The organism is Helicobacter sp. 13S00477-4 (assembly GCF_002272785.1).
In the GTDB taxonomy this organism is placed as follows: domain Bacteria; phylum Campylobacterota; class Campylobacteria; order Campylobacterales; family Helicobacteraceae; genus Helicobacter_J.
Genome location: NZ_MLAS01000004.1, coordinates 16,319 through 30,890 on the forward strand (window position 1 = coordinate 16,319; position 14,572 = coordinate 30,890).

Annotated in this window: 10 protein-coding genes; 2 read left to right on the forward strand and 8 right to left on the reverse strand. The window is 36.2% G+C overall.

The window, feature by feature from the left end; genetic code table 11:
* Positions 1-6 precede the first annotated feature (6 nt).
* Complete coding sequence (recG, locus tag BKH44_RS02835) at positions 7-1,857, reverse strand: ATP-dependent DNA helicase RecG (protein ID WP_095269871.1); 1,851 nt, start codon at positions 1,855-1,857, stop codon at positions 7-9.
* Between the two features lie 51 nt (positions 1,858-1,908).
* Between recG and queF the strand changes: the two genes are divergently transcribed.
* Entirely contained in the window at positions 1,909-2,388 is a 480-nt protein-coding gene (gene queF, locus BKH44_RS02840) for a preQ(1) synthase (protein ID WP_095269873.1), read from the forward strand.
* 3 nt (positions 2,389-2,391) lie between these two features.
* Here the strand turns inward: queF and BKH44_RS02845 are convergent, their stop codons facing one another.
* Genes BKH44_RS02845 through BKH44_RS02860 form a run of 4 tightly spaced genes read right to left on the reverse strand, consistent with a single transcriptional unit; the run spans position 2,392 to position 10,422 of the window.
* The gene (locus tag BKH44_RS02845; RefSeq protein ID WP_180674093.1) at positions 2,392-3,990 is read right to left on the reverse strand and encodes a ShlB/FhaC/HecB family hemolysin secretion/activation protein; all 1,599 of its coding nucleotides are present in this window, start codon (positions 3,988-3,990) and stop codon (positions 2,392-2,394) included.
* Positions 3,991-4,004: 14 nt separating this feature from the next.
* On the reverse strand, positions 4,005-4,676 hold the full coding sequence (locus BKH44_RS02850; RefSeq protein WP_095269877.1) for an outer membrane beta-barrel protein: 672 nt from the start codon (positions 4,674-4,676) through the stop codon (positions 4,005-4,007).
* A gap of 15 nt (positions 4,677-4,691) precedes the next feature.
* Positions 4,692-5,471, reverse strand: coding sequence for an outer membrane beta-barrel protein (locus BKH44_RS02855; RefSeq protein ID WP_095269879.1), 780 nt, complete (start codon positions 5,469-5,471; stop codon positions 4,692-4,694).
* Positions 5,425-10,422 (reverse strand): hemagglutinin repeat-containing protein, encoded by a 4,998-nt coding sequence (locus BKH44_RS02860; RefSeq protein ID WP_180674094.1) that lies wholly within the window; start codon positions 10,420-10,422, stop codon positions 5,425-5,427. The genes BKH44_RS02855 and BKH44_RS02860 overlap by 47 nt, the downstream gene beginning before the upstream one ends.
* Positions 10,423-10,577: 155 nt before the next feature.
* Between BKH44_RS02860 and BKH44_RS02865 the strand changes: the two genes are divergently transcribed.
* Positions 10,578-11,264, forward strand: coding sequence for an outer membrane beta-barrel protein (locus BKH44_RS02865; RefSeq protein WP_095269883.1), 687 nt, complete (start codon positions 10,578-10,580; stop codon positions 11,262-11,264).
* A 5-nt stretch (positions 11,265-11,269) separates the two neighbouring features.
* Here BKH44_RS02865 and BKH44_RS02870 read toward each other — a convergent pair whose 3' ends face one another.
* From BKH44_RS02870 to BKH44_RS02880, 3 genes are read right to left on the reverse strand one after another with little or no spacing between them, the layout of a single operon-like run.
* Entirely contained in the window at positions 11,270-12,532 is a 1,263-nt protein-coding gene (locus BKH44_RS02870) for a metal-dependent hydrolase (protein ID WP_095269885.1), read from the reverse strand.
* Positions 12,529-13,350 carry a mechanosensitive ion channel family protein gene (locus BKH44_RS02875; protein ID WP_095269887.1) on the reverse strand — a complete coding sequence of 274 codons (822 nt, stop codon included), beginning with the start codon at positions 13,348-13,350 and terminating at the stop codon, positions 12,529-12,531. The genes BKH44_RS02870 and BKH44_RS02875 overlap by 4 nt, the downstream gene beginning before the upstream one ends.
* Positions 13,343-14,560 carry an amidohydrolase family protein gene (locus BKH44_RS02880; protein WP_095269889.1) on the reverse strand — a complete coding sequence of 406 codons (1,218 nt, stop codon included), beginning with the start codon at positions 14,558-14,560 and terminating at the stop codon, positions 13,343-13,345. Before BKH44_RS02880 ends, BKH44_RS02875 begins: the two co-directional genes overlap by 8 nt.
* Positions 14,561-14,572: the final 12 nt, after the last annotated feature.

Consider the following 14,572-nt stretch of genomic DNA (forward strand, 5'->3'; position numbering starts at 1 on the left):
TTGAATTCAGGCATTGAGGTGCTTTTTGACTTCAGATAAGATGTGTACATCATCTTTCATATCAAAAAATTCAAATTCAGCCCCGCTTTGACGATCTCCATTGAGTATATCGCCACTATTACGATATTTTAGGTCTAATTCGGCAATATCAAAGCCGCTTAGATTTTTGGAAAAATCCTCCAAACGTTGAGATTTTGCTAAATTTGTGTATAAGAAGCAATATCCTTTGAGTCCATTCCTACTCACTCTACCGCGTAATTGGTGCAGGGTGGCAAGTCCAAGCCTTTCAGGGGCTACGATGACTATTGTAGATAGTCTTGGTAGTGATATGCCCACCTCAATAAGGGTGGTTGCCAATAGGATATTGCCTTTATTTTTGAAATTTTCTAAAACTTGTTCTTTCTCTTTGTCTTTGCCTGAAGTGATGTATACATTTTCAAAATGTTTTTGCCAAAAGCACGCACCCTCTTTGAGTGAAATGTAATCAAAATTTTCACTCTCTTCTACCAAAGGGTATACAATTACTACTTGCCTATTTTGTGAGATTTCAGATTGAATGTGTTGGATGAGTTTGGCGAAGTTGGCTTTGTTGATGATAGTTGTGGTGATGTCTTTTTTGAAAGGCAGGTCTTTGATGAAGCTAAAATCTATAAGGCTTGAGTTTAGCATTGCCATTGTTCTTGGGATAGGTGTTGCTGAGAATTGTAGCACATGGGGTTTTTTTGTTTCACAAGAGGTTTTTTCTTCAGCAATTTTTTCAAGCTGATGACGTTGTTTAGTACCAAATCGGTGTTGTTCATCAGTGATGATTAGGGCTAGATTTTGCGTGTCAATATCTCGATAAAGGAGTGCTTGTGTGCCAATGATAAAATCCCCTTCTCTTTCGAAAAGATTTTTTTGCATATCGTCTTTTGAATCTGCTGTGATGAGCTTGCATTGGATATATTTTGGGAGGTATTTTTGTGCTTCTTCAAAAAGCTGTTTTGCTAAAATCGTTGTGGGAGCCATTAGCAAACTCTGGTGAGGGTAGCACATCACCACTGCACTCAAAATCACAATCGTTTTGCCACAACCAACATCACCCATAATGAGCCGTTTGGCTGCAGTGGATTTTTTCAGATCCGTGGAGATGGTCTTGATGGTGCTAGCTTGTGCTGGAGTGAGTTCAAATGGTAAGGAGTTGATAAAGGCTTCATAATCCCCATTGCAGGTATATTTGCTTTCAAAATACCTTCGTTTTTTTGAAAGTGATTTGAGGTAGCTGTATATCTCTGTCCATTTTAGTGCATAGAGGTGCAAATGAGGAAAAAAATTATTTTGTTGGTATTGTGAAAGGTATTTTTTATTAGGGTGGAATATTTCTTCTATAGGGGCTGCGATATTTTTGGGTAAGCCTTCTTCAATAAGATTTTCTTGAGTGATGAGGTCTTGGGCTAGTGCTGAAATGGTATTTGATTTTAAAGATGTGCTTTTGAATTGCATAGTGATTTTGCCCTCTGTTTCAATGAGTTTGGGCTGAGTCATACAATATTTGTTTAGTTTGTATTCGATTTTGCCATATATGCAGAGATGTTTGCCAATAGCATATATATTTTTGTGGAAGGTTTTTGCATTGAAGATGATGATTTCGATGTGTTTGTCAAACTTTGGCATTAGGGCTTGGGCTTTGAGGATATTTTTGCCTTTGAATAAGTCTGCATTCAGGATCTGTATTTCTATCGTCCCAGTGCAAGGTGGATTCAAAGAAGATAAAAAAGAAGTATCCATATAAGATTTTGGCACATATAAGGCAAAAGAGAGCAAGTCATTGCAGTTGATTTTTTGGAGTTTATGGTATTGTTCTTCAGATATTTTCATGAGTGCATTTTATTATAAAATTTGTATAATCACAATCTATTAGGAGTCAAAATGAATAATCATAAATTCAATCTTTTAGGTAAGCAAGATACCAAATATGATTTTAGTTATAACCCAGATATTTTAGAAGTTTTTGAAAACAAGCATTTGGGAAATGATTATTTTGTGAAGTTTAATTGTCCAGAGTTTAGTAGTCTGTGTCCTATAACCTCTCAGCCAGATTTTGCTACACTCTATATTAGCTATATCCCAGCAAGGAAAATGGTAGAATCTAAATCATTGAAGCTTTATTTATTTAGTTTTCGTAATCACGGGGATTTTCACGAAGATTGTATGAATATCATTTTAAAAGATTTGATTAATGTGATGGAGCCAAAATACATAGAAGTATGGGGAAAATTCACTCCTAGGGGAGGTATCAGTATTGACCCTTATGTGAACTATGGCATACCGGACACAAAATATGAGCAAATGGCAGAATATCGACTGTTAAATCATGACCTCTATCCTGAAAAAATCGACAATCGTTAGACTCTACCATTTGAATGCTAGAGAGAAAAATAGATTTTGAGTTGGACTTTGGTAAGGATTGTAAAAGGCTAGGTATTCCCAAATTTGAGCATTGAAATATTTTGAAAAAAGTTGCAGTCCAATGCCGCCTCCAGATAGGAGTCCGGGATTTGGATTTTTGGTAGTGATATTGCTCACATAGCCTATATCTGCTCCAAGTGATGGGGCGAGTGTTATCCCAAAAAATCTAGGCAGGTATGCCATCAAATCATTCCTATACAAGATACCCATTTGCCCACTCAGGCTAAAGTGATCAAAGCCTCTTACTGTATACCTCCCTCCTATAGTCATTTTTTCACTCGCATAGAGTTCATCTCTTGAAATCTGGGTTTTGAATGCTGTGTTGTAGACAAAAGTTTGATTGAGTAAGCTGAAAGGTTGGTAAAAATATAAATTCAAGCTAGGGATGGTATAAAGGTAGGTTTTGTGCGTGATAGAGTTTTTGTTTGAGCCAAATAAGGGAATAGCTTGGAGCAGGCTCAAAGTAATGTCAAATTGTGAATTTGCAAAAAATCTTTTGTAGTTGATGAAAGCTGATATTTCATTGAGGTACTTTTTTTGCACTTCTAGTTTGATTTTGTCCAGATAATTGTCCGAATTCCTTTGAGCTATCCCTAGACCTAATGAAAGCTTGTTTTTTATATCTTCATAGACAAGATAGCTCATCTTCAAGTCAAAGCTAAATGAACGTCCGCTATATACAGGAGAGATTTGAGAGAATTTTATGACTTGGGCATTATGAGCATAGGAAGAATCAATCTGGAATAAAAATCTTCTGATAGGGATAGTATAACTCAAAGATCCATAATAGCTATGATTTTTCTTATCAAAAGGTATGGATGTGAGGAGATATAACTGCATGCTATCAGCTAAATGCAGCGGATTTTCGATACCAAAGAGGAATATCCCTTCATAATTATCAGCTAGATTGCCTCCATTGTCAAATGAAGCTTGAGCGAAAATAGGCAGAGACTTTGGCTGGCTAGAAATGATGATGTTGCTTTTTGATTTTTCTTCAGAGGGAAGGATTTTTGCACTCACAGATAGATGCCTGAGTCGCTTTAGATTTTCGATCCCTGATTGGATATCTTTTAGGTTTAGGATATCTCCTTTTTTCATACCAAAATCTTTGCTAAAGGAAAGCATTTTGGCTTTGTCTTGATATTTGATTTCATCAATCAAACCTATCTGGATACTGATCTTTAGCTCTCCTGAGTTTAGATCTTGGGGTAGAAGCCCAAATTTTGTGGTGATATATCCTTTATCTATGCTCTTGAGGTTGAGCTGTTTTAATAAATTGTTGATTTGTGTGATACCCATACAAGTATTTTGATAAGGTTTAGCGATAGGATAAGCGAAGGAAAATTTTTTGAGTATTTTTGCTTCATCTTTTTGTCCAGTGCCTAAAGGGATAAACTCAATAGCATAGATATCAAAGCATAGGGGTTTTGCCTCAGGGCTATGGGTAGATGTTTGGCTTTCTATCATCTTGGCATTTAGCCCATATAGTGATAAGAGGATTAAAAATATAGATTTTTTAGGCATTAAGACTGATTTTTTCATAAAATGCATTGAGCTTAAAATACAAATTTATAGCCAAGCATCAGTTGGATAGGTTTATAAATATTAGAGTCAACATTAAACATATAATCATACACAGGTATTTTAGTTACAAACTCTATGCGGTGATGTTGGGCTAAAAATAGGGATATCCCTATGCGAACTGAACTAAAAAGACTTCCTGAAGGCAATGTATAAAGTTTTTCATGACTACTATTTAAATAAGTTTGATCTGAAAGTGTCCCATTAAATCCCCCCTCAACCCCACCAAATAATCCCAAAGAATTATTATCACCAAACTTAATCACATCTAACAATATATCTGCCCCTAAAGCTATGTTGATTATGCTTGAAGGATAATGAATCTTATTAATGACTTGATTGACCAAATCAGTCCTACCATAACCTCCTGTAAGGAACCACCTAAAACCTATGAATTGATTTTTATCAAAATAATGCTGTGTGCCTAGATTGATATTGATTAGCCATCCTGTTCCTTTGTAGGCATTTTTGATATAACTAGCTGGGGTTATCATAGAACCTGTAGTGTCATAAGAAGCTTCTGTATTTACATCTACCCTATCTATAGTATGCCCATTGTCTATCCCTATGAAAAATCTTGCTTGTGCAAAAGAAGCCATAAAAATCAATACACATATAAATTTAAAAATCAGGATATTCTTTTTCATTTTTTTCCTTTATCGTTAAAATACAAATTTATAACCAAGCATCAGTTGGATAGGTTTATAAATCATTACTCTGTCATTAATATGAAAACTATGAGTATACACAGGGATTTTAGCTACAAACTCTATGCGGTGATGATCAGCAATGAAGATCGAAAGACCTGCATGGGCTTTTAGCTGGATTTGAGGTGTGTAAAAAAGAAATGTTTTTCCTTCTTTTATGAACAAATCTTCACTCCCTGCATCTATACCACCAAAAAATCCAATGCTAGAAGAATTTGGGAGTTTTAAGACATCAAAAAGAATATCCAAAGCTATACTCCCTCCAAGCATTGTGGTAAAATAACTACTTCCGGTGAATTGATTTTTTATCACACTATTGCCATACTCTAAATTCAATAACCACCTAAAACCTATGAATTGATTTTTATCAAAATAATGTTGTGTGCCTAGATTGAGGCTAAAAAGATTACCCCCTCCTTTATAAATTTTTTTAATATAGGCTTTTTCTCCTGTATCAGACTTTTTGTCATAATCTAGTGTGTCTATGCTATAACCATCATCAATACCCATAAAAAATCTTGCTTGTGCAAAAGAGATGAAAGAAGCGATGACAAAGAGTAATGCAAATATGCTTTTATGTAGTGGATTCATTTGATTTTCCTTTTGAGTTGGGTTTATTTTGATGTGTTGATTGGTCGTATTTTGTGTGTTCATATTGCCTCCATTGTGTGTTTTTGAATTTGACTCATTACCAGTACCTCCCCCATATCCTTTTTTGCCCAAAGTCCACAGCATTTTGACTTGCTTGCTCTCCCATATTATTGAGGGTTTGTTTCAGTGATGGGTTAGGCTTTTTGTCGATAGTATTCTTGATGATTGAGCTGGTTGTATCAAGTGGGATATTTAGCATTGAGTTCAATAGAGGCTTGCTTTCTTCATATACTCCTGAAGCGATGTTTTTTAGGATTTGCTTGATGGGTGAGTTTTGATTGTTTTTGATGAAGTTGATTAGGTTGTGAGTGTCTTGTATGAATAGGGTTGATTTTTGGTGTGTGTTTAGGAGTGAATTGATAGTGTCTTGGGCTGGATTGGTTATGTTGTCTATATCATCAAGGTTTTTGTCAGTGGTTTTTGGCTGGGTTGGGCTGTGTTTTTCTTGAGTGATAAAAATACCACTTGATTGGGTGTGTGTAGAGATACTCTCTTGATATGTAGGGGTGAAGAGTGCGGTGGGTTTGGCAGAAGTACTCAGACTCATTGTACCTACGACACTATAGTTTTTTGAGGTGCTTTTATCTTGGATATCTTGTATGTGTGTTTTGCCCTTGATTTGATTGTCCAAAGAAGAGGTTGAGATATCCCCGCCTATTAAGTTTACATCTTCATTGATGTTGATGTTGAGTTTGTTGGCATTGATAGAGGCATTTTGATGGGTAGTGCTTTGTTTTGATATATCAGATATGCCTATGGTGAGGTTGGCATTTGCTTGTGTATGGACTCCTATGGAGCCATCTATACTTCCTGCAAAATCTTTGGCATTTGCTTTGTCTTGATGAGTATCTTGGAGGGCATAGACACTCAAAGAATCTGCACTGATAGAGGCAGAATCGCTCACATTCATATCAGAGCTAGCGATGAGAGTATCTTTTTTGGCTTGGAGGGTTAGGTTTTGAGTATTTAGTGATGAGGCATTGTGATGGATAGTATTTATGGTGTGGCGTGAGTCAGAATAATGACCTGATAATCCAAGTGATGTGTTTATCCCATTATATGAGCCTTTTATTTTGCCTCCATAAGATTGACTTTGACTCTGAAAAGAAGCTTCATCTTTTGAGGCAGTCATTTTGAAATGAGTGGTTTGGATGAGGGTATTATCAGAGGCATTGAGGTTGGAGCCAGTGATGGTGGTATGCTCTGTTGTATGCACAGAGATGTTTTTGCCTGCCAAGCTTGAGGCTGTATGTGAAGAGGCTTTTAGGTGAGCAGAAGAGTGGTTGTGATCATAAGAGAATTCTCCGCCAAATCCAGTATTTTTGCCAAGATTAGCAGAAATAGAGCCTGCTATGATGTCTTCTGAAGAGGTTTTATCTTGAATATTTGTATTTTTGGCAGCTGTTATGTTGAGGTTATTGGCAGTGAGGTTGATATTTGAGTTTGTAGATAAATCTGATCCTATGATATTAATATCACCTCTTGTGCTCAAAGCAATATTATTGGCTTTGAGGTTAGAAGCAGAAGCGATGGTTTGAGTTTGGCTTTTACTCTGGTGTGTTTTGCTATGAGTGAAACCTACTGAGACATTTAGGTCTGTATCTTTTAGGCTAGAGGGTGCTTTGATCTTGTTTGATTGCTCTTGGAGCCAATTACCTGTTTTGTGCAAGATATCTTTGGGATTGTCATAGAGTTTTGAGAGTGTTTTGCCTGTGGAGGCGATTGCTTTCTTGCCCAAGTTGCCCAAGATTTCTCCTACATCTGCTTTGGATACAGAGATGCCGAAGCGATCTGAAGTCGTAGTCTTAGTATAATCTTGTTTGTGCTCATCTTCTAAAGAAATGATACTAATGTCTTGGGCTGCTATTTTGATATCTCCTTGTGCTTTCAGATCGCTAGATTGGATAGAGATTTGATTGCCCGAAGTTAGGTAGATATTATTGGCTTGGATGCTTTGATTGTGATGGATTGAGGCAGCATTAAAGTCTTTTGAATCACTTGTATCTGTGCCATAGCTCAAAGTGTATTTATCCCCTTTGGAAGAAAAGTCAATCCCAGTGGTTTTTGAATGGATGTCTTGTGTATGTGAAGTGCTATCAGCTAGATTGCTCAAAGTTAGATTATTGTCAGAAGATAGGGCTAGTTTTTCATCGGACTTCACAGAAAGGTTATAGGCTTTCAAATCACCTTTGCTGCTCATAGAGATGTTTTTGCCTGCTAAGGTATTGGCTATATGAGTCGTAGAACTATCAATGTTGGTAGTATCAGTCTTGGTAGATTCTAGAATTTTATGAGAATAAGAAGTTAGAATATTTTTTATAAAAGAAGTATTTTGAGCAGTGTCGATAAGGATACTCCCTCCACTGGCAATAGCAATAGATTCATTGCCTTTTAAATCTATAGAAGTCATTTTCAAGTCATTGTTTGTATCAATACTGATGTTATTTGCTTTTAGGCTTGATTGTAATTGTTCTTGATTTTGATGGGTTTGATCGTCATCAGAATAGTTTTGGTATAAAGCAAGCGTATTGATAGAGGCATTGGAAGCTTTGATATTGAGCTTATCTTTTGCTTGTAATGATGCTCCTTTGATATACACATCTTGTGAATTGATAGAAAGATTGTCAGAAGAGATGCTTGAGAGCGAGTCAAGCGAAGCGATTGAAGAAGAATAGATAATTTTTTCTACACCAAAAGGATAGGCATTTTGGTGGTGTGAGGATAGATTATAAGGAAAAATGCTTTGAGCCTCTTTTAAAGAAAAATCTTTTTGATTCACTCCTGATTCAATGATGATGTCTTTTGCTATGATATTCACATCACTGCCTTTGAGTTTGGAAGAAATGTGTTTGAAGCCATCAGCATAAATGGATACATCATTTTTGGCGATGATAGAGCCATTTTGATTCAAGACATAGGGTGTATGGATAGTCATATCTGAAGTAGAAGCTATGAAGGAAGTGTTTTTCAAACTATCCCCTATGATAAAAATATCATTCCCAAAGATACCCGTATGAGTCGATGAAATATTTTCCAAAGTTTTGAAATCTTTTTGTATATGCTCTGAAGCAAGGTTGGTTAAAATATTTTCTTTTTGATTTTGATTGAAGTTATCTAATAAAGCCCTTTGAGAAGAGAGATTAGCTATAGGATCTGAAGGAGTAGATTGAGCAGACAAAGCGTCTAATGCGATAGATGGATTTTCCCTGAGCCTATTTTTTAGATAAGCAGTAAAAATATCAGATTTCAAAAATTGTGATTTGTCTGTATAGATGGGATTGGATTCTATGATTGATTGGAGTTCTGTGAAACTATCAAGCTTAGAATCCAAAAAGTCTTTTTGATAAAAAACCATCAAAGCAGACAAATCGATCTTAGGGTAATCTATCTCTATCGAAGAGATAGCAGGAGCGGGGTGGAAGGGGTAAGTGCGTGTTCGACTTTCGCAATTCCAGTCTTGTTCGCTTCCCCCCAAAAAGCTTGGTATTCCAATTACACAGTATCCATACCTATCATAATCCTTCCTAGTGCCATCTTTTTTCACCATCCTCTTTGCTACAGGGGTATTATTGGTGATATCTTTGACCTCAAGGATATTGTCTCCTTTGGCTTTGATGAGGGAAGAGTCATTATTGAGTTTTAGGGCTTTGATATGGATATTGTTCTCAGATAGTATCAATGCAGGGCTATAGGTTTCTTGCTTGAGTTTGTCTTCTGTGATAGTGGTGGTATAATCAAAAATGCTATGTTTTTTAGCTGTGCCACAAGCACTATCAGCTCTATTGTCTTCACACCAGCCATAATGAGATTCTTTAGAGATGATTTGATTTTCTAATTCCAATACCCCTATATTGTCAATCACATCAGATACAATCTTTAAATCCCCTTTAGCAAAGATAAGGGAGTGGTTTTGGAGGGATTTGGATTTGATATTGAGGCTACTAGTAGCATAGAGCATTGGGATAGGGTTAGGATTATCAGTATCCAAACCTTCATTGCCAAAGCTGCTATCCTCAGCTGGAGTTCTATCTATAAAATCTATGCTCCTTATCCCTTCTTTGGGATAAGCTATTTCAACCCTGCCATTCACATCAATGCTAAATCCCCCATCCCCTGCTTTGGTAGATGGGGTGGTGGCTATGATGCCAGAGTCTTTGATGCCTATGCCTTCTTGTGTGGCTACCAGATAAATAGAGTTTGCCAACACACTGCCTAGATAGCTCACATCTAGGGCTAGATAGGTTTTGTCTTGATTGTCTGCTGTTTGAATACTGATGGGTTCATACAATAAGATAGGAGCATTGTGGTTGAAATCCAAGTTGATTTTGTTTTGTCCTAGGATCATATTGAGGGTATTGGCATTGAGTTTGCCATTGATAGTGATGCTTTGGGATAAGAGATTGAGGGTAGGGATGTTAGAAGCATTCAAGGCTTCTATATTGATATGTCCTTTTTGAACCATAAGGTTGAGTGTTTTTTGAAGGTTATTTAGGTCATCAAACTTATTGTTTTCTTCTGGATTGAAATTTGCTGTGATGAGGCTCACAGAGTTATTATGGATAAAGCCACAGCCTTTACAAGTGATGCCATTAGGGTTGGCGATGATGAGATCTGCTACTCCCCCTGCTGTCTCTATGAAGCCTAGCAAAGAAGAATCTTTATTGCTTGTGATTTGATTCAAAATCAGCTTGGCTTCTTTGTCTTTTAGGTGAGGATTGCCTGTTATCCAGCCACTTAATCGGGTATCTGTGGATAAATCTTTTGAATTATTGAAGATAAGACCTTTATTGTCTACATTCAAAGTTTCATAATAATTATTAGAAATGCCTCCTTGATTGGGAGAAGCGATATTGATGATATCTACTCCGTTGGGAGCTTTTGTTAAAGTGGGGTTATTGTCAATGACTTTGGAAGTATCAATGATGATATTTGGAATATCTGGGGTATTGTCTATAGCAAAGGTGGGTTGGATAACAATGAGTGCAATACTTATCAATAAACTCAATATTTTTTTAAATAGATTGCATAAATTCATAAAAAATTCCTTCATTATTATATTTATATATTTAATTTTTTATATTTTAAATGAATATTACTTAAATTTATTTAAAAGAATAAAATATTTTACATTTTTATCTTCATGTCGATATTGAATTTTGATATAATCATGCAAGAATAAAGGAAAATCAAATGAATCCACTACATAAAAGCATATTTGCATTTTTATTTATCATAGCTTCTTTCATCTCTTTTGCACAAGCAAGATTTTTCATAGGGATAGACAATGGGCATACTATAGATAGGGTAGATGTAAATACAGAAGCTTCTTATGATTCTACAGGTTCTATGATAACCCCAGCTAGTTATATCAAAAATGCCTACAAAGGAACAGGATGGCTAATCAATATCAATCTAGGCACACAACATTATTTTGATAAAAATCAATTCATAGGTTTTAGGTGGTTTTTTACAGGAGGTTATGGTAGGACTGATTTGGTCAATCAAGTCATTAATAAGATTCATTATCCTTCAAGCATAATCAACATAGCTTTAGGGGCAGATATATTGTTAGATGTGATTGAGTTTGGTGGTAATAATTCTTTGGGATTATTTGGTGGGGTTGAGGGGGGGGTAAGTTCTGTTTTTTCAGATAAAACATTTTACTACGATGAAGAGAATCTTCATTCATTTGTAGCTCCTGAAGTTTTTAGTTCAGTTCGCACAGGAATATCCCTATTTTTAGCCCAACATCACCGCATAGAATTTGTAGCTAAAATACCTGTGTATGATCTTAGTTTTGCCAAAAATCCTGATAGCTATGACTCTAATATTTACAAACCTATCCAACTGATGCTTGGCTATAAATTTGTTTTTTAGGGTTTTTATTGAATCTGATTTTGAATCACTGCATTTCCATTGATATAGAGGGTTTTGACTTTTTTGCATTGGAGGAGAAATTGCAAAGAAGGTTGGCTGCTTTTGGCGATTTGTGGGCATTCAAAAATACTGATATCTGCAAACTTGTCAGATTCTAATGCACCTGATTTGAGGTTGAGTGCTTTGGCAGCGTATTTGGTGGCTCCTAAGATGAGGGTTTTGCTTAGGTCTTCTAGCTGTATATTTGGGTAAGAAAATAACGCACATTTAAGCTCATCTAGCATATTCAAGTTGTCATTAGAGCTTTTGCCATCGGTGGCAAAAATGGGGTTTAGTCCTGCAGATTTGAGCATAGATAGGTCTATGTAGGTATTATTGAGCAAGCGATTTGAGCGAGGGCAGGAGATGACATAGCCGTTTTTTGATATTGTCAAAAGCTCTTTATGAGTGGCGAAAAGACAATGTGTGAACAAAACCCTCATCCCTTCAAAGAGGTCTAAAAATTCTTTGATAGTATAAAGGGGCTTTGGAGAAGGGATTTTTAAAGTATTTTTATAAAAGGTCTTGAACCAGCCTTTTTGATCCTCTAGCCATTCTCTCTCAGCAGCTGACTCTAAAAAATGGGTTGAAAGCAAGCAATTATCTTTTTTGGCAATTTCAAGCACTTTTTTTGCCAATATGCTGTGGACAGAATAGGGTGAATGCAGAGCAATGGCAGGTGTGAATTTGTGTGATTTGAATCCTTTTGAGGCAATGTAGCGGGAGGAAAAACTCTCATATAAAAAATCTAATGCCACAGGTATAGAACCAATGACTTCACTGAAATATATAACCCTTAGATCTGAATTTGCCAAAATAGGCATATCTTGCCCATAGCTACTGATAGCACCCACAGTCGCTACACCGCTTTGGAGTTGTTCTTGGATAGAGGATTTTACAGATGATTGGATATCATTTAGTACTTCATCGCGTTTTTGCATCACACTTTCAAGCCATTTTTCAAAGCTACCATATATGAAGCTTGAAATATTATTCCCAAATTCAAAATGGATATGTGTATTGATGAAAGCAGGTAAAATCACAGAGTCATCATAAAAGCTTGCATTTGGGTATTTTTTCTTTAAAGTTTGATAATCCCCTACTTCAATGATTTTACTTTCTTTGTCTTCAAAGCACTCAAAAGCAACCCCACCATTAGAAATGATATCGAATGCTTCATTACAGATAAAAACTTTGCTAGCTCCTATGAGTTTGATGTGATTTGTCATTGTGATTCTTTTGATGAGAGGGTGATGTTGAGTTTTTGAGGGGAGATTTGGATTTTTGCTTCATTTAGGGCAGCTTGAGTTTTTTCTATCAGCTCGCTTTTGATAGCAAAGACATTGTCTTTGATCTTTGCCCATACCCTGATGGTGAAACTTAAAGAATCTGAGCCAAATTCAGTTACTCCAATGAAGACAGATGTGTTTGGATCGATTTTGTCCATTTTGCTGATGACATTTTGGATGATTTGACGGATTTGTTCTATGTCATTTGTGTATTTTATGTGGAATACCCATTCTATTCGTCTTTTGTCGCTGTCTGTGCAGTTGATGATATTTGCGTTGGCGATGTTGCGGTTTGGTAGGATGGCTAGCTTGTCATCAGGGAGTCGTATGGTTGTGTTGAAAAGATTGATGGACTCTACATTGCCAATTATTGAGCCTATTTCAATGGTATCGTTTTTTTTGAAAGGTCGCAATATGATGAGGATAATGCCTCCTGCGATGCTAGAGAGTGAATCTTTTAGAGCGAGTGCGATAGCCACACCAGCAGTGCCTATGATAGTGAGGATAGAAGTGGTTTGTACACCGATATTGCTTAGCATTGTGATTATGACGATGATGAAAAGAGCGATGAAAACTACTTGAGAAATGAAATTCCCTAATATAGGGTCTTTTTTGCAAATGGTTTTTTTGATTTTTTTTGAGATGAATTTGGATACATATATTCCAATAGCAAGGATAAGCAATGCTTTTATCAACACAAGGGCAAAATCTTCTATTGAGGGGGGTATTTTTTGAAAGAAAACGGATAAATTATTCATAAAAATCACCATTGATAATCATTGCTTGTATTTTGGAATTGAGCTTTTGGTCGTGATAGGGAGAGAAAGTATCTGTGATGTGTGTGTAGTCATTTGGATCGATTATCATCAAATCGGCATCTTTATCCAAAGCAATTTCACCTTTTTGCAAAGAGAGGAAATCAGATTGATTTTTTGAAGCGATGCGTAAAAAATGTTCTAAAGTGATATGGCCGGGTTTGATGAGGTATGTATAAGCTAGAGCAAAATAATGAGCAATACTATCAACCCCAAAGCTTGCTAATTCAAAGACTAGATCTTTTTTAGAGTTGTAATCTGCACATTGTAGAGAGGTAAGCATATCGATTTTATTTTCTTTGAGGGATTTTAGCAGGAAGGCTTTGGAAGGAGTATCTTTTAAGGGTGGGTTTAGCTTAGCTCTTGTGTTGTAGTGCTTGCAGGAACTTTCATCTAGTATGAGGTGATGGATAGGGGTTTGGGTAAATATAGGGGTATGTTTTGATTTGAAATCATTAATGATTTCAAAAGAATGTATTTCTGTAATGGTGTTGAATAAAATTTTTACATTCAGGTGTCTTGCGGTTTGGGAAAATTTTGCTATTTCTTTGGTTTGAGAGAGAGGCGATATGCTTGGCAAGCCTAAGGTAGAGGCTAATTCTCCTTCATTGATAACCCCTGAGGCAAGCTCTGGGTCTTGAGCGAAGCATATCAGAGGGATATTGAGCATTGATGAATATTGAGCTATCCGTAAGAGATTGTTTCCATCAATGTGGCTATCAATGTAGATAACTTTGCCTCCTTGTGAGTGTAGGATAGATATATCATTGAGTTTGTTTTCGTTATTGGTGGGTTTGATAGAAGGGAGGAGGGTGATTTCAGTCTTAGTATCGATGATTTTGATGAGTTCAATGATGGCTATATTTTCACAAGCAGGTGTAGTATCTGGGAGCAATAAGATAGTGCCTACACCTCCTTTGAGGCATTTTTTTGATAGGGTTATTAAGCTTGATTGAGAAAGGATTTTGCTTTTGGGGTATACATTCAGATCGATGAGGGCTGGAGTGATGATTTTCCCATCGCAGTTGATTTGTTTTTCATTTTTTAGTGGGGTGAGTTGGGGAGCAATTTGGACTATTTTTTTATCTTGAATGCGGATATCTGCTTTTTTATTTTGAGAATGATCGCAAATAACCCCATTTTTTATCAACATTTATTATTTCCT

Bases quoted from the DNA above. Each gene is read 5' to 3' on its own strand.
- recG (WP_095269871.1), bottom strand. From the start codon at position 1,857: ATGAAAATATCTGAAGAACAATACCATAAACTCCAAAAAATCAACTGC.
- queF (WP_095269873.1), top strand. From the start codon at position 1,909: ATGAATAATCATAAATTCAATCTTTTAGGTAAGCAAGATACCAAATAT.
- BKH44_RS02845 (WP_180674093.1), bottom strand. From the start codon at position 3,990: ATGAAAAAATCAGTCTTAATGCCTAAAAAATCTATATTTTTAATCCTC.
- BKH44_RS02850 (WP_095269877.1), bottom strand. From the start codon at position 4,676: ATGAAAAAGAATATCCTGATTTTTAAATTTATATGTGTATTGATTTTT.
- BKH44_RS02855 (WP_095269879.1), bottom strand. From the start codon at position 5,471: ATGCTGTGGACTTTGGGCAAAAAAGGATATGGGGGAGGTACTGGTAAT.
- BKH44_RS02860 (WP_180674094.1), bottom strand. From the start codon at position 10,422: ATGAATTTATGCAATCTATTTAAAAAAATATTGAGTTTATTGATAAGT.
- BKH44_RS02865 (WP_095269883.1), top strand. From the start codon at position 10,578: ATGAATCCACTACATAAAAGCATATTTGCATTTTTATTTATCATAGCT.
- BKH44_RS02870 (WP_095269885.1), bottom strand. From the start codon at position 12,532: ATGACAAATCACATCAAACTCATAGGAGCTAGCAAAGTTTTTATCTGT.
- BKH44_RS02875 (WP_095269887.1), bottom strand. From the start codon at position 13,350: ATGAATAATTTATCCGTTTTCTTTCAAAAAATACCCCCCTCAATAGAA.
- BKH44_RS02880 (WP_095269889.1), bottom strand. From the start codon at position 14,560: ATGTTGATAAAAAATGGGGTTATTTGCGATCATTCTCAAAATAAAAAA.